Genomic DNA, 22,264 nt, shown 5'->3' on the forward strand with positions numbered 1-22,264 from the left:
GACAACCGGCTAACGTCGAGGCAATATGGTCCATTTCATCCAATTTGTCAAATTGGCCTGCCATGCTGTCCACCGGTCTACCGGATGAGCGTTGTTGCTGCCAAAACAAGCGGCCAGCCCGGCCTGGTGGAGTGTGTCTGTCGGGGTCGGGTCAACATGCTACAAGGGTTTGTCTCGCTGTAGAATCTACGCAATGACCCGTTCGAAAAGAAACAAAAAAGCCAGTGAAAGGACAAAGAACACCAACAGCAGATAAGCGGGGCGATCGATCCTGCCGGGCACCAGATACCAACCGCCATCTTTTTCCGCTAAACCGTCACGGCGAAACTTGTCGAGTTGGCCTTTCACGGTATAGGCGGAATACTCGGCCTGGCGCCCATCCAGCAGCAGGCTGGCGGCCAGCGATACCGCAATATTCACACTGGCGCCGATAAGGCAAAACCAGGGCCAGGCGATATCGGTTTGCGTGGCCACATACCAGACGGTGGCAAAACCGAACACGATGCCGATCAACACCCCTTTCTCAGTGGCGTGCTTGGAGAAAAACCCCAGTGCGTACATACTCAACTTGGCGCCGACAAAATAAGAGCCCACTTTGCTCAGGGTTTCCAGAATGGAGCCCTGGCTTTTGGAAAACACAATCGCCGGCACGATAATCGCTATTGCCCAAAACACCGTAAACAGCCGGGATACATTCAGATAGTGTGCGCCGGAAGCGGTCGGCTTGAAGTACTTTTGATAAAAATCGATGGTGGAGACGGTCGCCATGGAGTTGAAAGCCGAGTCGAGGCTGGACATGGAGGCGGCCAGTACCGCCGCGGCGATGATGCCCATCAGGCCCGGCAGACCGTAGTCGGTGGCAAAGCGCAGAATAATGGTGTTGCCGTTGTCAAACCGGGCGCCGTCGTAGTAGTGGTAGAACAAAATGCCCAGCAGGATAAACATAAAGTAAATAAAGAAGGCGCCGAACCCCATCATCATAAACGACTTCTTGGCGTCGCCGATATTTTTGGCGGCGAGGGTGCGCTGTACCATCATCTGGTTGGTGCCGTAAACCGTGACATGATACAGCGTCATCGCGATTACACCGGACCAGATGGTGGTAACGCTGGAAAAGTCGAAGGAAAAATTCAGCGGATCGGTTTTGCCCTGCGCCTTTAATTGTGCGAGTGTCTCGCCCAGCGACAGCGGCAACTGGGTCAGCAGCGCATAGAAAATAATACCGCCGCCGAGCAGTAAAATGGTTGCCTGTACCACATCGGTCCAGATTACCGCGGTGATGCCGCCCATGGCAGTGTAAACCAGGGCAATGATGGTCACGATAACGATGGCGTATTCGACATCGATGCCGGTGATAAACTCCAACACGAGTGCGGTGGCGTAAAGCACTGCCGCCGAGGTCAACGCCTGGGAGACCAGGAAGATAGCCGATATTATCGCCCTGGAGGTGTGGCCGAAACGCTTTTCCTGGTACTCGTAAATAGAGGCGACGCCGCTGTTAAAGAAAAACGGCAGAAAAAACGTGACCACCAGCAGGATAACCAGCGGGTAGTTGAGGTGAATGGCGATCACCGACAGGCCATCGGTATAAGCCCAGGCCGGCGCGCCGAGGAAGGTGAGGGCACTGACATAAGTGCCGAGCACGGAAATGCCAATGGCCCACCAGGGTGTGCTTCTGTCGCCGAGGAAAAAGTCCTCGGCGGAGTTGATTTTTTTCCCCAGCAGGAAACCGATATAGAGGTTGACGAGAATATAGACGAGTAGAATCGACCAGTTCAGCGTGCCGAATTCGGTCATAGGTTGGGTTCCCTTTATCCAGGGGTGCCGCACCGGTGGAGCCCCACAGCGTGGGGCTCGCGCCGGCGCAACTGCGACTGCCGGCGCTTAGAAATTATAGTTAAACTTGACGCCATAGTTGCGCGGATACAGGTAACTGCTCTGCACCAGGTCAAAGCCGCCCACATTGGTGCGCGCCAGTACTTCTTCGTCTTCGGCGTTCTCGATAAACACCTCGGCACTGAGTTTTTCACTGAGCGAGGTCCAGATCAGGCGCAAATCCGTTTTGCTGTAGGCGTCCTGGCGCTGGGTGCGGTAGGTTACCACATCGTCGGTGCTGTATTCATCTGAGTAGTAGGTCTGCAGAAAGGGGGTCAAACGTCCCATATCGCCCAGATCGATATCGTAGCCGACGCTGACGCTAAGTGTCATATCGGGCGACCAGGGCGGTGTGTCGCCCTTGAGATCGAGAAAGGCCTGTTCGACCCCATTGGCCTGCTCGAACGGATTGGCGACACCGAACTTACCAAACTCGCTGTCCATAAACGAAGCGCCGGCTGATATCAGCCATTTTTCGGTGGGCAACCAGACCAACTCCACCTCCAGACCCTGGGCATCGATTTCGCCGCCGTTGACCGTAATCGTTACATCGGCGCCACCCAACTGGATCAATTCCTGGGTCGTCAGGTTGGTAAACTCGTTGCGATAGGCCGCCACGTTGAGCTGCAAGGTATTGTCGGCCCAGCGACTTTTGAAACCGACCTCAAACGCCTTTGACTCCTGTTGTTCGAACGGACTGCCGTCGGAGTTGACGCCGCCGGAGAGAAAGCCGGTAGACACGTTGCCATAGACCATAACGTTGTCAGTGGCATCCCACTCGGCGCCGGCTTTCCAGGTCACGATATCAAACTCGCGCACCGCCGAGCGGTCTTCGCGCAGGGTGTAGCGGTAAAGATCGCGGGGCCGGCCGTCGAGGCTGGTGGGATTGACCCCCGGCAGCGGATCGCCGCCGGCATCGGTAGAGGCGCCGGCAAAGGTCTTGGTATCCTTCTCCTCTTCGTTGTTGCGCACCCCCGCAATCAGCCGCAGCGTATCGGTCAGCGCGTACTCGCCCTGGAAGAAAGCGCCTTTGGTGGTGGTCTCGATTTCCTGAAAGTCGGCAAAGTCACTGAAGGGGAAGGGGGCGACGCGGTACTGGGAGAAACCGAAGCCGATGTCGTCAACGGAATAATACAGGCCCGCCGTCCAGGTAAAAGGTCCGTCGTTGTCGGAACTCAACTGCACTTCCTGGGTTACCGACTCGACTTCCTCATCCCAATAGAACACATAGCCGGGGACGTTGCTCCAGTCGCCGTCCCAATCGAACTCGCTGTCAAATTCGGTGTAGGAAGTAATGGAGCGTAAAGTCAGGCTGTCGCCGATGTCCCAGCCGATATCCAGGGTGATATTCTCTTCTTCGTTATCGCGCTTGGCATCGACATCGGTGGCGACTTCGTAGGGTTCGTCGAAAAAGCTGTCGCCATCAGAACCCGGGTAGGGATTGTCGCAATTGACGAAGCGGCCGAAGGCATCGGTAATGCCGTTTTCGTTGACCGGCTGGCAAATCCCCTCGGCGGCAAAAATGCCCGCGGTAATGCCTTCTTCGCTGAGCGATGTGTAGCGCACCAGGACTTCGAGGTTATCGGCCGGGGTCCACAACAGCGACGCGCGGTAGTTGAGGGCGTCGTCCTGGCCGTAGTCCTCACCGTCGCCGCGGTTCTCGATCCAGCCGTCGCTGTCCTTGGTATTGATGGCAAAGCGCAGGGCCAACTCGTCATTGACCGGCGCGTTGATAAACGCCTCGGTGGTAAATTTGCTGAAGCGGGAAAAACTGGTTTTCAAGCCGCCGCTCAACGCCTCGGTATCCGGGCGCCGGGTGTAAAGATTTACCGCACCGGCAAAGGTATTGCGACCGTAGAGCGTGCCCTGGGGGCCCTTGAGCACTTCGATGCGCTCGACATCGAAATAAGCCTGGCTTTGTTGCGAGGCCCGCGGGCGGTACACGCCATCGATAAAAAAGCCGGCGATGGAGGAGTTGTCGGCAAAGGTGTTATTGGAGTTGGCGCCGCGGATGGCGATCTTGGCATCGGAGCCGATAAAGCCGTAGCTGACCCCCGGGGTAACCAGTTCCAGGCGGCTGACGTCTTCAATCCCGGCGCGGGACATGGCCTGGCTGTCGATGGCGGTTACCGAGATACCCACATCCTGCAGATTCTGTTCGCGCTTTTGTGCGGTCACCACGATTTCTTCCAGCTCAAAGGCCCCGGTGTCGGCCCCGGCAGGGCCGGGCAGTAGCGCGGCCGCAGCGGTGACGGCAGCCATATGCCGGGCCAGCAGTTTTTTTGATGACATGTTTGGTCTCCTCTCTAACGCTCAATACTCGGTCTTTTTATGCGGGTGGGAATTGGCACGGGCAATCGATGTTCTACCCTCAGCCGCCAGTTGTCGTTGCTTATGGGTTTTGTTGGGTGATATTTGTACTTCGGATGCAAAAATAATGCAACTGTTAATTCAGAATTCACTTGATCCATAACAAAAACAAATGAATATCAATATGTTATATGCGGAAAATTTGTGTGTTCGAAGTATAAAAAACTTTGATGCTGGTCCTTCGGCAATGGTTTTATCGCTGTTTTGGGTATCTCCAGCGAATTAGAGCCTGTTTTTGGGTCGCTGACGGCGCCGGCAAATTTGCACCAGCAGATCGATTTCATCGAACAGCAGCCATTCTTTGCGTATTCTGCCTTCGTGCAGTTGCCATTGACTGATTCCCTGCAGCCGCAGGCGTTCGCCGCTTGGCGGCGCCGTCAGCCCGGGGCCGGTGTGACGGCCGCACAACGACCAGACCATGCCGGATTGTCCGCTGTCGCCGGCGGTCGTGCTCAGCCGTACCTGCAGGCGACAGTCGGGCAGGGCGGCCGTTACCGAAAGCCAGAACCGCACCAGCGCGGCGGGTCCGTCCAGTTGCCGGGCGCCGGGTCCGTAAACACGGGCGTCTTTGCAATAATGCGCTGCCAGTTTGTCGAAGCGACGCCCGTTAATGGCTGTCAGCCAGCCGGCGAGTCCCGGTGCGTCGAGTGCCGCCGTGTCGGGGCCGGTCTGGCTGCGACCGGCGTCCGCTTCACCCAGGTCCCAGCAGGGCAGGTTGTCGCCCTCAGTGCCGGCTAGTCGCTGTGCCAGCGCTTGCGGTGAAATGCCCAACTGCCGGGCCAGATGAAGGTTGTCGGTAAACTGCCAAAGCTCGATCAGACGACCGCCGGCGGCCCTGGCGGCGGTTAACGCGCGATAGTGAACGCGCTTGCCGGTGGCCGGCCCAAAGTGGTTTTCGCCGCTGTGGATCGCGTGGACACGACCGCCGGTCATTAGCGTATCGGTGCCGAAGGCCCGGCCGTCTTCCAGGCGCTGGTTGCTGAAGCCGTGCAGCTCCGCCAGCCAGTCGGCGGTCCAGGTGTCGCGATCGCAAGCGGGGCGGCTGCCCGGGCGGGAGCGATGGATGGTGCAATTGTGAATGCAAGCATCGTAAACGGCACCGACGGCGGCTTGTTCGCGCAGTCGTTTCTCCAGCAGCAGCAGCTCTGCGGCACTCTTTATAGCGGTCTCATTGCCGCCGGCTTCGGTAGCGGTCTTGTCCTCGGGGGGCAAGCTAACCTCCGCCGTAGACCTGGCGCAGTACCGCCAGTTCGTCGTAGATGGTGCTTTCTGCACATATCTTGCCTCCTTCGTTCAGGCGCCAGTGGCTGGCGGCCAGCAGCATGATCCGGCGACCGCTCGGTGCGCCGTAAAGTCCGCCGCCTTCATGGTTGCCGGCCAGGGTCCAGCGCAGCGCAATATCGATTTCCCCTGTATCGGTAGCAACTGCACAGACATGGTCGACGCTGATGCGGGCGTCGGGCAGCGCGGCCATCAGGGCAATGGCGTTGCCGATAATTTCGCCGTGGCCGTAAAGCCGTCGACCCGACGGACCCTGGAAAACGGCATTGGCGGCGTAGATGTCGCGCACCTTGCCAAACATGCGGCGGTTCCAGATCTCATGCATCACCGCGCGGGCAAACGCTTCGGGTTCGCGCACCGGGTTGTCGGGTATAGGCAGTTTGCCGGGGGCGGTCTGGGCCCGTACCCGGTCTATCTCGCCCAGGCGCCAGTCGTGAAACGGCTCGCTGAGTTCGCGGTCTGCCGCAGCCTGCCGTTGCGCGATCGCATGGGGATTCAGTCCGAGTTGCAGGGCGATGCTGAGGTTGTCCCGCAGCAGCCACTCTTCGACGATGCGGTTGGCTTTTACCACGCAGTCGGCAATGGTGTTGAAAGTGATTTTTTTGCCGGTGGCCGGTCCGAATTCACTGTCACCGGTGTTGGTGGCGGTGCTGGTTATCAGGTGCGATGAGTAAAAGCCCTGTTTATCGTCGCCGCCCCAGATAACGGCGTCGCCGTAGAGGGTGCGATCGGGAAACGCGCCGAGTGCCTTGAGTGTGCCCTGGACCGCCGCCTCGGCACCGAAGCTCTGGCCCGCCAGTGTATGGATCGGGCAGTTGTGGGAGTAATAGTCGTAGATCAGGCCGACGTTTTTCTCTTCCCAGATCCGATGCGTGATGCGAATGATGTAGTCGACGATATCGACAAATTCCCTATCAAAACCCGCCATGGCCTGGCGCCTGCCGGGGACGGGTTGCAGCAGGGTGGAAATATCGGTGTGCCGGGTGGTGGTCACGGCGAGCGGTTTGTGCTGTTCGATGCTGTGGTCGGTGTCGGACATGGAGGGCTTCGGGGTTCGGCTGCGGTTGTCTTGGTTCATTATCGGTGTGCTGATGATAGTAGATTTAGGGCGACTTTGGCATCGGCTGAATTCGAAGTCAACAGAGACCGTAACGTAAGAACGCGGCCAGACCAAGTTCAGGGCCGGTATTAATGCCGATACAACACGGCTTCACCAGCGCTGGTGCGGCTTGACAGCGGCAAAGGCAATGATAATATGACTTCGAATGCAATTTCAGTTGAATCCTGGATCGCAGTACCGCACTAACTCTCTGTTTGACGGTGCCCGTCGCGGACGGCGGCACCGTATTTTTTTAATTGACGGGCCCGACACGGGCGACCGACAGGAGCATAATTCGATGGCCAGATACCTGAAAGAGGGCATATCCGAAGAGCAGGCGCTGCAAAGCGGCACCCGGGTGCGCGAGGTGGTGGAGGACATTCTCACCGACGTGGCCGAGCGCGGTGACAAGGCGGTGCGTGCCCTGTCGGAGAAGTTCGACAACTGGTCGCCGCTGAGCTTCCGGTTGACCGAGACGGAGATTGCGGCCTGTATCGACCGCCTGCCGGCCCGGACGCTGGATGACATCAAGTTTGCCCAGGCGCAGGTGAAACAGTTTGCCCGCATTCAGCGCGATTCCCTGCGCGATGTCGAGGTGGAAACGCGTCCCGGCGTAACCCTCGGCCACAAACACCTGCCGGTCAACAGTGTGGGTTGCTATATTCCCGGCGGCAAGTATCCGCTGGTGGCCTCCGCCCATATGAGTGTCGCCACCGCGAAAGTGGCGGGGGTCAAGCGGGTGATCGCCTGCGCGCCGCCGTTCAACGGGGCGCCCAATGCCGCCATCGTCGCCACCATGGCGCTGGCGGGCGCCGATGAAATCTACTGCTTCGGCGGCGTACAGGCGGTCGCCGCCATGGCCCTGGGCACGGCGAGTATTGCGCCGGTGGATATGATTGTCGGCCCCGGCAACGCCTTTGTCGCCGAGGCCAAGCGGCAGTTGTTCGGCCGCGTCGGTATCGATCTGCTGGCCGGTCCTACCGAGACCCTGATCATTGCCGATGAGACCGGCTGTGACGCCGAGATGGCCGCCACCGATCTGCTTGGGCAGGCCGAGCACGGTCCCAATTCGCCGGCAATTTTGTTGACCGACAGCGAGGCGCTCGCCCGCGACACGATGGCGGAGGTGGAGCGCCAGCTCGAAACGCTGCCGACAGCGGACATTGCCGGGCAGGCCTGGCGCGACTACGGCCAGGTCATTGTCTGTGACAGTGTCGATGAGATGGTGCAGGTCGCCGATGAAATCGCCTCTGAGCATGTGCAGGTAATGACCGCCGACCCGAATTATTTTCTCGACAATATGACCAACTACGGCGCGCTGTTTCTGGGGCCGGAAACCAATGTTTCCTACGGCGATAAAGTTATCGGTACCAACCACACGCTGCCCACCGGCAAGGCCGCCCGGTACACCGGCGGGCTGTGGGTCGGCAAGTTTATCAAAACCTGTACCTACCAGCGGGTGACGCCGGCGGCGAGTGTGGAGATCGGTGAATACTGTTCGCGGCTGTGTGCGCTCGAGGGCTTTGCCGGCCACCAGGCGCAGGCAGATTTGCGGGTGCGGCGCTACAAAAACACCTGATCGAGCACAGTTCGCGCCGCGGTCTGTGCCGCTTGTAACAGGTCTGCCGTTTACTGTGGCGGCAGGCTTTTTTGTCGTTATGAAAAAGGCAAAGAGATGAATGAAGAACTGGCGGGCAAAGTGGTGCTGATAACGGGCGCTGCCGGCGGTATAGGTGCGGCGATTGCCGGGGCGGTGGCCGCCGCCGGGGGCCGTGTCATTGCCGGTTATAACAGCAGCCGCGAGCGCGCCCGGGCACTGTGCGACAGACTGCCCGGCGACGGCCATAGGGCCGAGGCGACGCCGGTGCTGGACAGCGTGGCGCTGGCGACGCTGGCGGCAAAATTGCAGCAGGAAATCGGGCGGCTGGATATTCTGGTCAACAACGCCGGCATGACCCGGGTGGTGCCGCACGATGATCTCGATCAGCTCGACGACGAATTGATCGACAGCATTTTCGCCACCAATTTTCGCGGTGCCTTTGCCTGTGCGCGCGCATTCAGGCCGTTGCTGGAAAGCGCCGGCAATGGCCTGATTGTAAATATCTCTTCCGTGGCGGCGACGACGGCGGTGGGCAGCAATATCGCCTACTGCGCATCGAAAGCCGCGATGAATTCCATGACCCGGTCCCTGGCCCGGGCGCTGGCGCCGCGCATTCGGGTGGTGGCAGTGGCACCGGGCTGGGTGGACGGCGACTATGCCAGGCGCGCCGATCCGCAATATCTCCAGCAGCAGATCGATAAAACACCACTGGCTCGACTGGCTGCCGCCGCCGATGTCGCCGATGCCGTGATTGCGTTGGCTTCTCGCCTGACATTTACTACCGGCAGTGTGATACCGGTGGATGGTGGCCGACCGCTGTTATAGCTGCCGCTGAATTGCCGGACCTGCAGGTCCGGTGTCTGCCGGCGGTGTCGCCGCCGGCTCCTCTATGAATCGGCTTTGAGCGGCGCGCCGGTTGCGGCCGAATCGAGTGCTTCCCGCACTGCGTCCGACCAGGTGATCGACACCTTTTGGTCGCCGCCGTAGGCCAGATAAATCAGGCCTGGCTGATCGCCACGGCAACGGATGCTGCGGGTGATGCCCGCCGGAATGGACAGCGTATCCTCGGTATCGATCTCGAAGCTCGTCTCATCGTCCGGCTCTCCCATAGTGACCTGCCAGCTACCGGCACCGACCACCAGCACCACCGGGACCTCGGCGCGGTGAGGCAGGAAACCGTTGCCCGGATCAGCCGCGATAGCACCGAGGCTGAATGAATGGGGATTGAGGATATGGGCGCGCCAGGTATCAATTTCGTGGGCCCCTTCACCGATAATGGCGTGATAGGTTTTGGCGCCGCCGGCCAGCGCGCAGTCTGCGAAGGCGTCGGTGCGGCCGGGGAAACGCTCGACATTGTAGACGCGCGCCTCCATTTCCGCCTGGCTGGTACGGTTGTAACTGCGCAGTTGCTCCGGCGTCAGCGACTGTAGTACCGGGGTGCCCTCGGGCACGCTGTCGCCCTTGGTGGTATCGATCAGCATACCGCTCTCGGCGAGATAAAAGCCGTAGGCCGCCGCCTGCTCGATAACGTCATTGCCCCAGGTGACATGGCCGGGGTCGTCTTCGCCCAGAAACGAGATCATAAAATTGTCGTCGCTGCCGACGCTCTCGAAAGCGCGAAAGGTACCGGTGGGAATAGAAATGACATCGCCGGGGCTGAGCACCGCCTCGCCGTCATCACCGTTGTGGCCCCAAAAAAAGCGCCAGTCGCCCCGCACCACCAGGAATACCTCGGCGGTGGTGTGGGAGTGCAGGGAGTTGATCTTGCCGGTGGGCAGCGATACACCGCCGAGATTGAAACCGTGGGGCTCACTCAGATTGACAACCTGGTTTTCGTTCTCACTGACACCGGCGCCGATAATGCAGTAGTTCAACTTGCCTTCGCGTCCCGGCAGGCGGGTATCGACAAAGGCCTCTTCACAAGGGGTGTAGTCGGCTTTGCGGATAACCCGCTTGGCCAATTCTGCGCGCGTGTAGTGAGTCGCCATGGGTTTCTGTTTCTCCTGGGGCTGAGGACGGCCCGGACCTCTCGATCCGGCCTCGCGTCGGTGGAAGCGGTATTTGTACTTCGAATGCAAAATAAAAGCAAATGTTTTTCATGAGCTGCAAGGCGTTTACTTCCCGGAGAACGATTCACCTTACTGAATACCCTTATGTAGGGTGAGTTTCAACTCAGGCGGGAAGTCATACAATTTTATGACTTCGCAGTACAGGCTGCCTGCTAAGCGGCGTTGAATCGAGAGAATCTCGATTCACCGTAAGAAGTAGCAGCTAGACGGCCAACTACAAAACTCAAATGACTTCCAGCACAGTGTTTAACGACACTTGCTTCAGACATCTGCGTTCCGCATAAAGCGTCTACTTGACGGTGCTTAGGTGAAAGAGTGCCAAGTGACCGGTCTGCCTCCGGTGGGGCTTTCAGAAACACGCCGTAAACCCATCCCTGGGGGCTCGCCTAAAGCGCCTACTGTTGGTCACGACAGCATCCCTGCTGTGGAGAGTTTCTGTTTGAAGGTAACTATCTGTTTTAAATAGACTATTTTAACACCATGTATTCCAAGTCCATGGTTACCTTCGCGGTGAACCCGCTATCACTGCTCCGGAATCACCGCCGTGGTTTCAATCTCCACCTTGGCCCGATCCTCCATCAGTGCCACCACCTGCACCATTGCCATCACCGGGTAGTGGCGGCCGATCACCTCGCGATAGACCTGGCCGATTTCTTTTGCCGCATCGAGGTAGGCGCGCTTATCGGTGATATACCAGGTCATGCGGGTGATATGCTCGGGCCCGGCGCCGCCCGCGGCCAAGACCGCGACTGTGTTGAGCAGGGTTTGCCGTACCTGGTCGACAAAATCCTCGCTCTGGAAGTCCTCGTTTTCGTCCCAGCCAATCTGGCCGCCGACAAACAGTGTTCGGCCGTTGGCGAGGACGCCGTTGGAGTAGCCTCGGGGCCGCGGCCAGCCTTCGGGTTGAATGATCTGCATAGCGTGGATTCCTTAGTGACGGTCTGTTAACCGGTTATATCGGCACTGAGCAATGTCTGCCGGCCGATAATCAGTTTCTGGACTTCCGATGCGCCTTCGTAGATACGCAGTGCGCGAATTTCGCGATAGAGTTCCTCGACTTTGACGCCGCAGGTCACGCCCATCCCGCCGAACAACTGCACCGCGGCATCGATGGTGAGTTGAGCGGAATCGGTGGCATGCAGCTTGGCCATGGCCGCCTCGCGGGTGACGCGCTCGGCGACACGGTCGCGGGTCCAGGCGGCGCGATAGACGAGCAGGGCGCTGGTGTCGATATTCAGTGCCATCTCCGCCAGTTGCGTCTGGACGCCGGGAATCTCCGCCATCGGGGCGCCAAACAGCTTGCGGGTGGCGGTGCGCTGCAGCGCCTCGTCCAGCGCGCGGCGGGCAAAACCGAGTGCGGCGGCGCCCACGGTGGAGCGGCACACATCCAGGCTCGCCATCGAGACCTTAAAGCCCTGGCCGCTCTCACCGAGCATTTTGTGTTTCGGTACCCGGCAGTTGTTGAATGTCAGGCGCGCCAGCGGATGGGGCGCCATGACCTCGATGCGTTCGGCAATTTCCAGACCGGGCGTATCGGCATCCAGAATAAACGCACTGATGCCCTTGGCGCCGGGGCCGCCGGTGCGGGCGAACACCGTGTAGAAATCGGCAATACCGCCGTTGGAGATATAGGTCTTTTCGCCGTTGAGGATATAGTCTTCACCATCGGCTTCCGCGCGAGTGGTCATGGCGGCCACATCGGAACCCGCTTCGGGTTCGGTGAGGGCAAACGCGGCAATTTTGTCGCCGTTGCGCACGCCGGTCAGGTATTCCTGTTGCAAGTCATCGTCGCCAAACAGGCTGATGGCAACGCTGCCCAGGCACTGCATGGCAAAGGCAAAATCCGCCAGACCGGCGTGGCGGGCCAGGGTCTCGCGCAGCAGGCACATGCTGCGCACATCGAGTTTTTCCCCCGCCTGGCGCAGGGCTACTGCGTAGTGCAGAAAGCCCCCGGCGGCCAGTTTCCGCACCGCCTCGCGGCAGGCGGCGTCGACGTCGATATCACCGTGGGGCGCGCTGTCGATATGTTGTCCGGCCCAGGTTTCAATCGCGCCTGCCAATTCCCGGTGGCGATCTTCGAGAAACGGCCAGCTCAGATAGGTTTTCTCGGCCATCAGTTGCCTCCGAATTGCGGCTTTTCTTTATTGACGAACGCGTTGTAGGCCCGCTCGAAATCGGCGGTCTGCATACAGATGGCCTGGGCCTGGGCCTCGGCTTCGATCGCCTGGTCGATACTCATATTCCACTCCTGGTGCAACATGGTCTTGGTGATACCGTGGGCAAACGTGGGACCTTCCAGCAGCTTGAGGGCCAGGGTCCGGGTCTCTGCCAACACGCTTTCCGGACTGCACAGGCGATTAAAGAAACCCCAGCGCTCGCCTTCGTCACCACCCATAATGCGACCGGTGTAGAGCAGGTCGGCGGCGCGACCCTGGCCGATAATACGCGGCAGGATGGCGCAGGCCCCCATATCACAACCCGCCAGGCCGACCCGGGTAAACAGAAACCCCACCTTGGCGTTTTCGGTGCCGTAGCGCATATCGCTGGCCATGGCGATAATGGCCCCGGCCCCGACGCAGACACCGTCGATGGCCGACAGTATCGGCTGCGGGCACAGGCGCATGGCTTTTACCAGATCGCCGGTCATACGGGTGAAGGCCAGCAGTTCGCGCATATCCATGCGCGTCAGCGGCCCGATAATATCGTGCACATCGCCGCCGGAGCAGAAGTTGCCGCCGGCCCCGGTGATCACCACCGCCTTGACCGCGTCCACATACACCAGATCGCGAAACGTATCGCGCAGCTCGGCATAGGAATCAAACGTCAGTGGGTTTTTGCGCTCGGGAATATTGAGGGTGATAGTGGCCACACCCTGGTCGTAATCCCATAGAAAGTGTTGCGGGGTAAACGCGGCGGGATCAAAACGGTTCCTTTCTGTCATGCTGAGCGGCTCCTGTACGGTTAGAATACGGCAGTGCCCATTAAAGCAGTAAAGGCTGCCCGAATCAGTGGTGCGCAGGGGCTCATTGTAGAGGCAAGAACAATGACTAGCAAATAGATTACGTGTAATCTAAAATACCGGCCAGCGCGGCACTTGTGCCGATAGGCCCACCCGGGAGGTAGAACCATGGCGGCAACCGCTAAAGTAGAAGGGGAGTTCAATTGGGAGTCACCGCTGCTGCTGGACGACCAATTGAGTGATGAGGAGCGTATGCTCAAGGATGCGGCACGGGATTACTGCCAGGGCGAGTTGATGCCCCGGGTGCTGCTGGCCAACCGCCACGAGACCTTTGACCGAGAAATTATGACCGAGATGGGGGCCCTGGGCCTGCTCGGCGCCACGGTGCCGGATACCTACGGCGGCGCGGGCTTGAACTACGTCAGCTACGGGCTGATTGCGCGGGAAGTAGAACGGGTCGACTCCGGTTACCGGTCCGCCATGAGTGTGCAGTCGAGCCTGGTGATCTATCCGATTTACGCCTATGGCACCGAGGCCCAGCGGCGCAAGTACCTGCCTGGGTTGATCGGCGGCGAAAAGGTGGGCTGCTTTGGACTCACCGAACCCGATCACGGCTCCGATCCGGGCGGTATGAAAACCCGGGCCAAAAAGGTGGACGGCGGTTATCGCGTGAGCGGCGCCAAGATGTGGATCACCAATTCCCCCATCGCCGATGTGTTTGTGGTGTGGGCCAAGGACGATGACGGCGCAATTCGCGGTTTCGTCTTGGAAAAAGGTATGGAAGGGCTGTCGGCACCGAAAATCGAGGGCAAATTCTCGTTGCGGGCCTCGATCACCGGTGAAATCGTGATGGACAATGTCTTGGTGCCGGAAGAGAACCTGCTGCCCAATGTCAAAGGCTTGCGGGGACCTTTCGGCTGCCTGAACCGCGCCCGTTACGGGATCGCCTGGGGGGCGCTGGGGGCGGCCGAATTCTGCTGGCTGGCGGCGCGGCAGTATACGCTCGAGCGCATCCAGTTCGGGCGGCCGCTGGCGGCGACCCAACTGGTGCAGAAAAAACTCGCCGATATGCAAACCGAGATTACCTTGGGTCTGCAGTCCTGTCTGCGGCTCGGTCGCCTGATCGACGAGGGCAGGGCCGCGCCGGAGATCGTCTCACTGTTAAAGCGCAATAACTGCGGCAAGGCCCTGGAGATTGCCCGCGCGGCCCGCGATATGCACGGCGGCAACGGCATTGCCGACGAGTATCATGTGATCCGCCATGCCATGAACCTGGAGGCGGTTAATACCTATGAAGGTACCCACGATGTGCACGCGTTGATTCTGGGCCGCGCACAGACGGGCTTGCAGGCGTTTCAGTGAAGGCTCGGGTATGAAACAGACGCAACCGGTGCTGGCGGGCAAACACGCTGTTGTCACCGGCGGCGGTACCGGTATTGGTGCCGCTATCGTGGCAGCGCTGGCCCAGGCAGGGGCCAGAGTCAGCCTGATGGGGCGCACCCTGGCGACGCTCGAAACGGGCGCCTCCGGTCTTGACGAGGCGCGGGCGATTGCGGTGGATGTCACCGACAGCGACAGCGTGGCAACGGCGTTTCAACAGGCGCGAGATACCTTTGGTGCCGTCGATATCCTGATCAACAATGCCGGCCAGGCGCTCACCGCGCCGGCCCACAAAACCGACGACCGGCAGTGGCGACAGATGCTCGCGGTAAACCTCGACGGTGTATTTTTCTGCTGCCGTGAAGTGCTGCCGGCAATGCGTCAGGCAAAGCGCGGACGCATCGTTACCGTGGCCAGCACTGCAGCCGTAAAAGGGTATGGTTATGTCTCGGCTTACTGTGCCGCCAAGCACGGTGCGCTGGGCCTGACCCGGGCCCTGGCGCTTGAGAATGCCGGTCACAATATTACCGTCAACGCCGTTTGTCCCGGTTACACCGAAACGGCGCTGGTTCACGATGCCATTAAAACCATTGTCGAGAAAACCGGCCGCAGCGAGGCTCAGGCGCTTGAAGAACTAACCCGATCCAACCCGCAAGGTAGACTCGTTTTGCCTGAAGAAGTGGCCAATGCCGTGCTCTGGCTCTGTGCGCCGGGGGCCGAGGCGATTACCGGGCAGGCGGTGGCGGTGGCCGGTGGCGAGGTGATGTAGAAATATTGGGACCTGCGACTAATAGCACTAGCTTTGAGCGACCATCTTCGCCTTAGGCGCCTGCTTTCCCTTAAAGCGCCTACTTTGAAGGTGGTGATACTTAAGCGGAAGAATGCCAATTGATCGGTCTGCCTCTGGCTGGAGCTTTCAGAAACACGCCGTGAACCCGTCCATGGGGGCTTCACGACAGCATCCCTGCTGTCGAGAGTTTCTGAAAGCTCCAGCCAGAGGCAGACCTACCTGCAGTCTTCTTAATAAAGACCGACACGGCTAGAGCAGTGGTCGATAACTTGGCACAAATCCCCTTAAGAACTACCACCACCAAAGTAGGCGCTTTAAGGGAAAGCAGGCGCCTAAGGCGAATGCCATTCGGGCCTGACGTCACATCGTGGCCGGTTTTGAATTCGCTCCGTACCCGGCTTAAGGGCGCGCCATTAGGATCAGCCGTTTAACGAGACTACTCTTTCCCCCTGCAGTCATCCATCTGCGCCATCTACCCAAGTAAAACGGCACCCTCACAATCCAATGACCCCCGAGTGAATCAGCCGGTTTGTTAGCGCAAGTCTTCGCCTGTAGCAGCGATTCTGTCTGAATACCCTGCCTTCGATGACTGTAATCGCTGTTACATATTTTTTACAATTGAATGCAGTTGCAATGAGAGCATTTTGGTAAAGGGGGCAGTATACTCTTTAGCGCTGGTCACTTTGCGGGCAAAAAGCTTGGGGGCGGCGACAGTGTAAGATACTCCCCTTCTGGCAAACTATTTGGCATCGTTTTAATTGATGCGTCGCTACAGTGGCGTCTATCGCGAGCCGCGGCTAGGATACTTGTGAAAAAATAGTTGCGTAAATATCCACTTGAGCGTGAAGGTTTCCTGTCAACAAGTGGCGGCAAGGGCGTAGATCATAGGTAAAAAAGGTATGAAGACAATCGGCCTTCTGGGCGGCATGAGCTGGGAAAGTTCCGCTGTCTATTACCAGCTTATCAATGAAGGTGTGAAGGAATCACTGGGTGGGCTGCATTCTGCCAAGATTGCCATGGTCAGTGTCGATTTCGATTCCATAGAGCAACTACAGCATCGAGGCGATTGGGACGGCGCGGCAAAAATACTGATTGCTGCGGCGCGGCGCATTGAATCTGCGGGGGCGGACTTTCTGGTGATCTGCACAAATACCATGCATAAGGTAGCGCCCCAGATAGAAAGTGCGATTCAAATTCCGTTGTTGCATATAGCCGATGCAACGGCACAGGCGCTATCGGCCGCCGGGGTCAGCACGGTTGGCCTCCTCGGTACAGCGTTTACCATGGAGCAAGACTTCTATAAAGGTAGACTGGCAGATAACCACGGCCTCAATGTGCTTGTGCCGGGACAGGGCGACCGAGCGTTGGTTCACAAGGTGATTTACGAAGAGCTTTGTTTGGGTAAAGTTGAAAACCGTTCAAAAACGGAATATTTACGCATTGTTGAGGAACTGGCGGATCGAGGGGCCGAAGCAGTTATTCTCGGTTGCACTGAAATTGGTCTGTTGATCAAACAGAGCGACAGCCACTTAAAACTGGTTGATACCACGCTTATTCATGCGCAAAAAGCCGTTGAGTATGCAATTGCCGTATAATCGGTTGCTGTTTTTCTAACAGGTGCTTTTTATAAAGCCATATCTGCTATTGGTAAGCCGTTGCGGTTGCGTCGCACGGCTTAAGTATGGAGACGGTATTGAATGTCAAAAATTGACTACAAAAAAGAACTGAAAGAACTGTACAGGCCTTCAGCCAAGCAAGTGGTAGAAGTACATGTGCCGGCGATGAACTTCTTAATGGTTGACGGCAAGGGCGAACCCGGCTCGAAAGACTATACGGACGCTGTGGCGGCGCTCTTTTCAGTAGCCTACACGTTGAAGTTTATGATCAAGCAAGGTGAGCAGGCCATAGACTACGGCGTCTTGCCGCTCGAGGGGCTCTGGTGGGCTGAGGATATGTCGGATTTTGTCAAGGGGAATAAGTCGAACTGGATATGGAAGCTGATGATAATGCAACCGGAGTTGATCACCGACAAGCTGGTGCAAACGGCCGCTAGCCAAGTGGCGGAAAAGAAGGATCTTCCGGCGTTGGAGAAAGTTCGATTTGAATCTTTCTCAGAGGGACGAGCCGCACAGACGCTGCATGTCGGTCCGTTTTCGCAAGAGGGACCCACGGTAGAGCGAGTGCATGAGTTTATACGGGAAAGTGGCGCAGAGTTGGCGGGCAAGCACCACGAGATTTACCTGACCGATATCCGCCGGGCGGCGCCGGAAAACTGGAAGACGGTGATCAGGCAACCGATGTGCTAAGCTTGGTCGCTCGGATAGCATTGTCCTGACACAAAATAACGGTGATGCCAGCCTACCAGATCGTTCGCCACTGTAATTAGGCAAGCGGCGGCTAAATCACCACCCACTTTAGAAAGGAGTAAGCAGAATGGATGTTTTTGGAATACTGGGTATGTCGCTGGGCACCATAGGGTTTATCTTTGCCTTACATGCCCTAAACAAGATTTCTGCGCTGGAGAAGCAGCTCAGAGAACAAGGTGTTTTGGACAAGAGTTAGCACGCAAAGTGATAAACCTGCAAAGCCAGGTATATTCCAGGTATCTCGAGGTCAGATACGTGTCGTATCCGCCTGGCCATCTCCACAGTCTTACGGAGTGATGCAAATATGAAGAAGTTAATTTGGGTCTTTTTGCTGTTGTTACTTTCAAGTCGAGTGTTCGCCGGGAATACTTATACTATCCAGTCAAAGCTTTATCTTGAAGACCAATTACTCGGCGCCCCGGTGGTGCAACTGGGGGACAATGAAAAGGCAGGTGTTTCTGTCAGCGGTACTTATGATTTTGAGGTGATACTCGCAGCAGAGGACTCAGGTGTGGTAAATATTACCTCGAACATCAGCCTTCGAGACAAAGTGTATCAACCTTCTATAACGATTGAGCCCGGAAACGAGGGCAGCGTACAAGTAGGTGATTTTAAATGGAGTCTATTCGTGCATAAGTAGACATCAGCACGTTATTGGGTCGGAGTGCTGCACCGCGCTGCCGCAGGTATTACTGTACGCTAGTCGCGTCTAATGCAGCGGAGCCTCTGCCTGTCCCGTTTTCGGACAGATCAGTCCATGGGTCAACTGCCCCTCTTTGCAGGTGAACTCTGCCAGGTCGTAGCGCACGGGTTCCACGGTGTGATCAGGGTGGTACACCACGCCTGCGCCGGTGGGAATACCGATGCCCTGTTCAAATCCCTCTCTCAAGGTCAGCGTTTTCTTCAGATTGCGCCAATCGGTTTGTTCAGCATGTACATCGACAATAAACGGTAATATCTGAAAGGTGTCCAGCACATAGTCTTTCCCGCGAGCGTCTGTCTGCATTGCGCAGGTGCCCAACTGTACCGCGCCGGCCGACACGCCGATCAAAACCGCGCCCTCGCTGTAGCGCCGTTGTACGATTTCCTTTATACCGGTCTCCACAAAGACATCCCAGCCCGTTTTGACATCGCCGCCCGCCAGTAAAATAACGTCCGCCGCTTCGAGTTTTTGTCGATCCGCATCGGAGAAGTCGGCACGAATCATATGGCAGTGCTGAATACCGATCCCCTCCATGGCGGCGACAAATATTTCATAGAACACCTCTTGATCGCCATTGGCGGCACCGATATAGGCTGCACTCGGTTCGGCAGCGTCGACGAACTTCAGCAGCGAGCGCAAAAACAACGTGTCGTTGTGTTTCCAAAACAACAGCTGGCTGTCGGCCAGAAGATAGATCGGATTGAAGCTGCTCATAGTCAGGAGGTTTCCTCAATACCGGCTTTCAACGCGCTGTTCACGGTGAGTAACAGCTCCAGTAACTGATGGCCGTGTTCCCGGTCCAGGTTGCCCAGCAGCAGGCCGGCCCAGTTGGCATGGGCAGCCGCCATTTCATGGAACAGGGCCCGGCCTTTATCGGTCAGGCCCACCTGGATCATGCGCCGGTCCTCCGGACTGGCGCGGCGGCTGAGCAGCCCTTCGACAATCATGCGGTCGATCAGGCGGGTAATATTGCCTTTGGAGGCAATCAGCTGGGCTGCCAGCTTGCCCATCGGCAGCCACTGCGGATCGTAGCGCTGCAACTGGGACATCACGTCGAAACGGGACAGGCTCTGCTTGAAGTTCCTCTGAAAGCGGGCCTCCATCTCCTGCTCCATGGCTTTGGAGCTTTTTGCCAGTTGCAACCACAGCTTGAGATAGAGATTGTCCGTATCATCTGCGGCTGGGTCTTCGAGGCTCTGCATAGGGTGTCGATCCGGTTACTGGACTGGCGGCTATTGTAGCGCAAAGGCCACAGCCGTTTGATGGGTTATAAGCGTCTCCGTATATGCATTTATTGCATATAAATCACCGCATGTATCAAATATAAATATATTACGCGTAAAATAAAACCCGGTAAGATAATCCGCTGACAACAACGCGGTGAGGATATCCCCATGAAGATAACGGTAATCGGCGGTGGGCCCGGCGGTCTGTACTTTGCGCTCTTGACCAAAAAGGCACGACCCGCCTGGGAGATTGAGGTCTTCGAGCAAAACCGCGCCGACGATACCTTCGGTTTTGGCGTGGTATTCTCCGATGAAACCCTGGGCGAGTTCCTGTCTCGCGATCCGCAGTCCTACGAGCGTATTCGCGACGACTTCGCGTATTGGGACGATATCGTTATCCGCTACAAGGGCGAAGAGATTCGCTGCGAGGGCAACGGCTTTTGCGGCACTTCCCGCGTGCGCCTGCTGCTACTGCTGCAGGAGCGCTGCCGGGAGGTCGGGGTCAAACTCAACTTCGAGGCGCGCATCGAGGTGGCGGAGCTGGAAACCCGCTTTGCGGATTCCGATATTATCCTGGCTGCCGATGGCATTGCCTCATCAATCCGCGAGTATTACCAGGACTATTTCAAACCTTCCATTACCGTCAAGGCCAACCGTTTCTGTTGGATGGGATCGACGCGACCGCTGCAAGACTTCACTTACTTCTTCAAAGAGACCGAACACGGTTTGATCTGTGCCCACACTTACCAATACGAACCGGGTTTTTCCACCTGGGTTTTTGAAATGTCCGATGCCTGCTGGCAGGGCTGGGGCTTTGAAGCGTTCGACGAGGAAGGCTCGAAACAAAAACTCGCGGCCATTTTTGCCGCCGAGTTGGAGGGCCACCCGCTGATTTTAAATCGCTCGATGTGGCGGCAGTTCCCGCGTATTTTTTGCAATAACTGGTATCACAAAAATATCGCCATACTCGGCGACGCCAAAGCCTCGGCTCATTTTTCTATCGGCTCCGGCACCAAGCTGGCGATGGAGTGCGCGATCGGTCTGCACGACGCGGTGATCGAGCGCGGTGAAGAGAGTGTCGAGGCGGCCTTTCGCCGATACGACGAGTTGCGCCGCGTGCCGGCACAAATTGTCCAGCACAACGCCGATGTCTCCCTGGCCTGGTTCGAACATATGGACCGCTCCTGGGATATGGAGCCGATGCAGTTTGCCACTGTGGTTATGTGTCGCGCCAAGTCCGTGACCTACGACAACCTGATTTTGCGCGATCCCAAGTTTGTGGAAAAAGCCGATACCGAATGGTACGAGCGCTACTACCGCGAGACCGGCTACGATTACCGCGACAGTCGCCCGACCCCCATGTTCACCAAGTTCAAACTGCGCGATATGGAATTGCGCAACCGGGTAGTGATGTCGCCGATGGCGCAGTACAGTGCCACCAGAGACGGCGATCTCACCGACTGGCACCTGGTGCACTACGCCGGGCACGCCAAAGGCGGCATGGGGTTGATCTATACCGAGATGACCTGTCCGTCGCCACGGGCGCGCATCACCCTGGGTTGTCCGGGGCTGTGGAGCGATACCCAGGAAGAACAGTGGCGCCGCATCGTGGATTTTGTCCACCGGCACACGGACACCAAAATATGTATGCAGCTCGGTCACTCCGGCCGCAAGGGCTCGACCCAGTTGGGCTGGGAAAAAATGGATTACCCGATTGCCGAGGCGCAGGATAATTGGCCGCTTTGCTCGGCCTCGCCGCTGCCGTACTTTGAAGACACTTCTCAGGTTCCGGCGGCCCTGGATCGCGCCGGCATGGACGGGATAATCGGCGACTTCCGCGCCGCTGCGCAGCGGGCCGACCGGGCCGGTTTTGATATGCTGGAGCTGCACTGTGCCCACGGCTATCTGCTGGCCTCTTTCCTGTCACCGCTGACCAACCAGCGCACAGACGAATTCGGCGGCAGTGTCGAAAATCGCCTGCGTTTCCCGCTGCTGGTGTTTGCGGCCATGCGCGAAGTCTGGCCTGATCCCAAGCCGATGTCGGTGCGTATTTCCGCCACCGACTGGAAAGACGGCGGTATTACCGAGGCCGACACCTTTGCCATTGCCGATGCGTTTCGCGACGCCGGTTGCGACCTGATCGATGTCTCCGCCGGGCAGACAGTGCCCGATCAACAACCGGTCTATGGTCGCATGTTCCAGGTACAGTTCGCCGAGGCCATTCGCAATGTGCGCAAGATGGCGACCATGACGGTGGGCAGCATCACCGACGCCGGACAAATCAATACCATCCTGCACACCCGCCGCGCCGACCTGGTAGCAGTGGGGCGGCCGCACCTTTGGAATCCGTATTTTACCCGTCAGGCGGCCGCCAGTTATGGTGTCGAGGTGGAGCAGGGTTGGGAGAAACCCTACCTCGCCGGGCAGCAGCAGGCTTACAGTGTCTTGGGCAAGGCCCGCGAGGCGCAACTGGATTTACAGAAAAAAGCCAAGCCATTGCGGCATTATAAAGATTAAGACACCAGCTTTACCTGGCCTTGGCGGGC

19 protein-coding genes are annotated in these 22,264 nt (G+C 58.0%); 9 read left to right on the forward strand and 10 right to left on the reverse strand.

Annotation, left to right across the window (positions count from 1 at the left end; genetic code table 11):
- Positions 1–186: 186 nt before the first annotated feature.
- The 4 genes from FKG94_RS08775 to FKG94_RS08790 all read right to left on the reverse strand — a co-directional run bounded on the left by FKG94_RS08775 (position 187) and on the right by FKG94_RS08790 (position 6,604).
- Positions 187–1,797 carry a sodium:solute symporter family protein gene (locus FKG94_RS08775; protein ID WP_142903850.1) on the reverse strand — a complete coding sequence of 537 codons (1,611 nt, stop codon included), beginning with the start codon at positions 1,795–1,797 and terminating at the stop codon, positions 187–189.
- Between the two features lie 87 nt (positions 1,798–1,884).
- A complete protein-coding gene (locus tag FKG94_RS08780; RefSeq protein ID WP_142903851.1) occupies positions 1,885–4,167 on the reverse strand; it encodes a TonB-dependent receptor in 2,283 nt (760 codons plus the stop codon).
- Between the two features lie 300 nt (positions 4,168–4,467).
- Positions 4,468–5,457: a nuclear transport factor 2 family protein gene (locus tag FKG94_RS08785; RefSeq protein ID WP_142903852.1), complete on the reverse strand. Its 990-nt coding sequence runs from the start codon at positions 5,455–5,457 to the stop codon at positions 4,468–4,470.
- Position 5,458: 1 nt separating this feature from the next.
- Complete coding sequence (locus FKG94_RS08790; protein WP_142903853.1) at positions 5,459–6,604, reverse strand: ester cyclase; 1,146 nt, start codon at positions 6,602–6,604, stop codon at positions 5,459–5,461.
- A gap of 319 nt (positions 6,605–6,923) precedes the next feature.
- Here FKG94_RS08790 and hisD point away from each other — a divergent pair, with 319 nt between their 5' ends.
- Both hisD and FKG94_RS08800 read left to right on the forward strand, forming a co-directional pair.
- Positions 6,924–8,204 (forward strand): histidinol dehydrogenase, encoded by a 1,281-nt coding sequence (hisD, locus tag FKG94_RS08795; protein WP_142903854.1) that lies wholly within the window; start codon positions 6,924–6,926, stop codon positions 8,202–8,204.
- Positions 8,205–8,300: 96 nt separating this feature from the next.
- A complete protein-coding gene (locus tag FKG94_RS08800; protein WP_179957560.1) occupies positions 8,301–9,050 on the forward strand; it encodes an SDR family NAD(P)-dependent oxidoreductase in 750 nt (249 codons plus the stop codon).
- A 62-nt stretch (positions 9,051–9,112) separates the two neighbouring features.
- On the opposite strand, the gene FKG94_RS08805 is transcribed toward FKG94_RS08800, so the two are convergent.
- The 4 genes from FKG94_RS08805 to FKG94_RS08820 form a co-directional block, all read right to left on the reverse strand.
- Complete coding sequence (locus tag FKG94_RS08805; protein ID WP_142903855.1) at positions 9,113–10,213, reverse strand: cupin domain-containing protein; 1,101 nt, start codon at positions 10,211–10,213, stop codon at positions 9,113–9,115.
- A gap of 603 nt (positions 10,214–10,816) precedes the next feature.
- The gene (locus tag FKG94_RS08810; RefSeq protein ID WP_142903856.1) at positions 10,817–11,212 is read right to left on the reverse strand and encodes a RidA family protein; all 396 of its coding nucleotides are present in this window, start codon (positions 11,210–11,212) and stop codon (positions 10,817–10,819) included.
- A 26-nt stretch (positions 11,213–11,238) separates the two neighbouring features.
- Positions 11,239–12,408: an acyl-CoA dehydrogenase family protein gene (locus tag FKG94_RS08815; protein WP_142903857.1), complete on the reverse strand. Its 1,170-nt coding sequence runs from the start codon at positions 12,406–12,408 to the stop codon at positions 11,239–11,241.
- A complete protein-coding gene (locus FKG94_RS08820; RefSeq protein WP_142903858.1) occupies positions 12,408–13,235 on the reverse strand; it encodes an enoyl-CoA hydratase family protein in 828 nt (275 codons plus the stop codon). Before FKG94_RS08820 ends, FKG94_RS08815 begins: the two co-directional genes overlap by 1 nt.
- A gap of 186 nt (positions 13,236–13,421) precedes the next feature.
- Between FKG94_RS08820 and FKG94_RS08825 the strand changes: the two genes are divergently transcribed.
- The 6 genes from FKG94_RS08825 (at position 13,422) to FKG94_RS08845 (ending at position 18,429) form a co-directional block, all read left to right on the forward strand.
- Positions 13,422–14,615: an acyl-CoA dehydrogenase gene (locus FKG94_RS08825; protein ID WP_142903859.1), complete on the forward strand. Its 1,194-nt coding sequence runs from the start codon at positions 13,422–13,424 to the stop codon at positions 14,613–14,615.
- Positions 14,616–14,625: 10 nt separating this feature from the next.
- Positions 14,626–15,402: an SDR family NAD(P)-dependent oxidoreductase gene (locus FKG94_RS08830; protein ID WP_142903860.1), complete on the forward strand. Its 777-nt coding sequence runs from the start codon at positions 14,626–14,628 to the stop codon at positions 15,400–15,402.
- A 920-nt stretch (positions 15,403–16,322) separates the two neighbouring features.
- Positions 16,323–17,018: an aspartate/glutamate racemase family protein gene (locus tag FKG94_RS08835; RefSeq protein WP_142903861.1), complete on the forward strand. Its 696-nt coding sequence runs from the start codon at positions 16,323–16,325 to the stop codon at positions 17,016–17,018.
- Between the two features lie 102 nt (positions 17,019–17,120).
- A complete protein-coding gene (locus tag FKG94_RS08840; protein ID WP_142903862.1) occupies positions 17,121–17,729 on the forward strand; it encodes a GyrI-like domain-containing protein in 609 nt (202 codons plus the stop codon).
- A 127-nt stretch (positions 17,730–17,856) separates the two neighbouring features.
- Positions 17,857–17,985 carry a hypothetical protein gene (locus FKG94_RS29360; RefSeq protein WP_281284228.1) on the forward strand — a complete coding sequence of 43 codons (129 nt, stop codon included), beginning with the start codon at positions 17,857–17,859 and terminating at the stop codon, positions 17,983–17,985.
- Positions 17,986–18,093: 108 nt separating this feature from the next.
- A complete protein-coding gene (locus tag FKG94_RS08845; RefSeq protein ID WP_142903863.1) occupies positions 18,094–18,429 on the forward strand; it encodes a hypothetical protein in 336 nt (111 codons plus the stop codon).
- Positions 18,430–18,498: 69 nt separating this feature from the next.
- Here FKG94_RS08845 and FKG94_RS08850 read toward each other — a convergent pair whose 3' ends face one another.
- Together FKG94_RS08850 and FKG94_RS08855 are read right to left on the reverse strand one after the other, a co-directional pair.
- Complete coding sequence (locus FKG94_RS08850) at positions 18,499–19,206, reverse strand: Type 1 glutamine amidotransferase-like domain-containing protein (RefSeq protein ID WP_142903864.1); 708 nt, start codon at positions 19,204–19,206, stop codon at positions 18,499–18,501.
- A 2-nt stretch (positions 19,207–19,208) separates the two neighbouring features.
- Entirely contained in the window at positions 19,209–19,694 is a 486-nt protein-coding gene (locus FKG94_RS08855) for a MarR family winged helix-turn-helix transcriptional regulator (protein ID WP_142903865.1), read from the reverse strand.
- Positions 19,695–19,886: 192 nt separating this feature from the next.
- Here FKG94_RS08855 and FKG94_RS08860 point away from each other — a divergent pair, with 192 nt between their 5' ends.
- Positions 19,887–22,235 (forward strand): oxidoreductase, encoded by a 2,349-nt coding sequence (locus tag FKG94_RS08860; protein WP_142903866.1) that lies wholly within the window; start codon positions 19,887–19,889, stop codon positions 22,233–22,235.
- Positions 22,236–22,264: the final 29 nt, after the last annotated feature.

It is taken from the genome of Exilibacterium tricleocarpae (assembly GCF_007004655.1).
GTDB lineage: Bacteria > Pseudomonadota > Gammaproteobacteria > Pseudomonadales > Cellvibrionaceae > Exilibacterium > Exilibacterium tricleocarpae.

What these genes read in the sequence shown, in the direction of transcription:
- FKG94_RS08830 (WP_142903860.1), top strand. Translation starts at nt 14,626, where the DNA reads ATGAAACAGACGCAACCGGTGCTGGCGGGCAAACACGCTGTTGTCACC.
- FKG94_RS08855 (WP_142903865.1), bottom strand. Translation starts at nt 19,694, where the DNA reads ATGCAGAGCCTCGAAGACCCAGCCGCAGATGATACGGACAATCTCTAT.
- FKG94_RS08825 (WP_142903859.1), top strand. Translation starts at nt 13,422, where the DNA reads ATGGCGGCAACCGCTAAAGTAGAAGGGGAGTTCAATTGGGAGTCACCG.
- FKG94_RS08840 (WP_142903862.1), top strand. Translation starts at nt 17,121, where the DNA reads ATGTCAAAAATTGACTACAAAAAAGAACTGAAAGAACTGTACAGGCCT.
- FKG94_RS08850 (WP_142903864.1), bottom strand. Translation starts at nt 19,206, where the DNA reads ATGAGCAGCTTCAATCCGATCTATCTTCTGGCCGACAGCCAGCTGTTG.
- FKG94_RS08800 (WP_179957560.1), top strand. Translation starts at nt 8,301, where the DNA reads ATGAATGAAGAACTGGCGGGCAAAGTGGTGCTGATAACGGGCGCTGCC.
- FKG94_RS08775 (WP_142903850.1), bottom strand. Translation starts at nt 1,797, where the DNA reads ATGACCGAATTCGGCACGCTGAACTGGTCGATTCTACTCGTCTATATT.
- FKG94_RS08805 (WP_142903855.1), bottom strand. Translation starts at nt 10,213, where the DNA reads ATGGCGACTCACTACACGCGCGCAGAATTGGCCAAGCGGGTTATCCGC.
- FKG94_RS08845 (WP_142903863.1), top strand. Translation starts at nt 18,094, where the DNA reads ATGAAGAAGTTAATTTGGGTCTTTTTGCTGTTGTTACTTTCAAGTCGA.
- FKG94_RS08860 (WP_142903866.1), top strand. Translation starts at nt 19,887, where the DNA reads ATGAAGATAACGGTAATCGGCGGTGGGCCCGGCGGTCTGTACTTTGCG.
- FKG94_RS08810 (WP_142903856.1), bottom strand. Translation starts at nt 11,212, where the DNA reads ATGCAGATCATTCAACCCGAAGGCTGGCCGCGGCCCCGAGGCTACTCC.
- FKG94_RS08780 (WP_142903851.1), bottom strand. Translation starts at nt 4,167, where the DNA reads ATGTCATCAAAAAAACTGCTGGCCCGGCATATGGCTGCCGTCACCGCT.
- FKG94_RS08815 (WP_142903857.1), bottom strand. Translation starts at nt 12,408, where the DNA reads ATGGCCGAGAAAACCTATCTGAGCTGGCCGTTTCTCGAAGATCGCCAC.
- FKG94_RS08790 (WP_142903853.1), bottom strand. Translation starts at nt 6,604, where the DNA reads ATGAACCAAGACAACCGCAGCCGAACCCCGAAGCCCTCCATGTCCGAC.
- hisD (WP_142903854.1), top strand. Translation starts at nt 6,924, where the DNA reads ATGGCCAGATACCTGAAAGAGGGCATATCCGAAGAGCAGGCGCTGCAA.
- FKG94_RS29360 (WP_281284228.1), top strand. Translation starts at nt 17,857, where the DNA reads ATGGATGTTTTTGGAATACTGGGTATGTCGCTGGGCACCATAGGGTTT.
- FKG94_RS08835 (WP_142903861.1), top strand. Translation starts at nt 16,323, where the DNA reads ATGAAGACAATCGGCCTTCTGGGCGGCATGAGCTGGGAAAGTTCCGCT.
- FKG94_RS08820 (WP_142903858.1), bottom strand. Translation starts at nt 13,235, where the DNA reads ATGACAGAAAGGAACCGTTTTGATCCCGCCGCGTTTACCCCGCAACAC.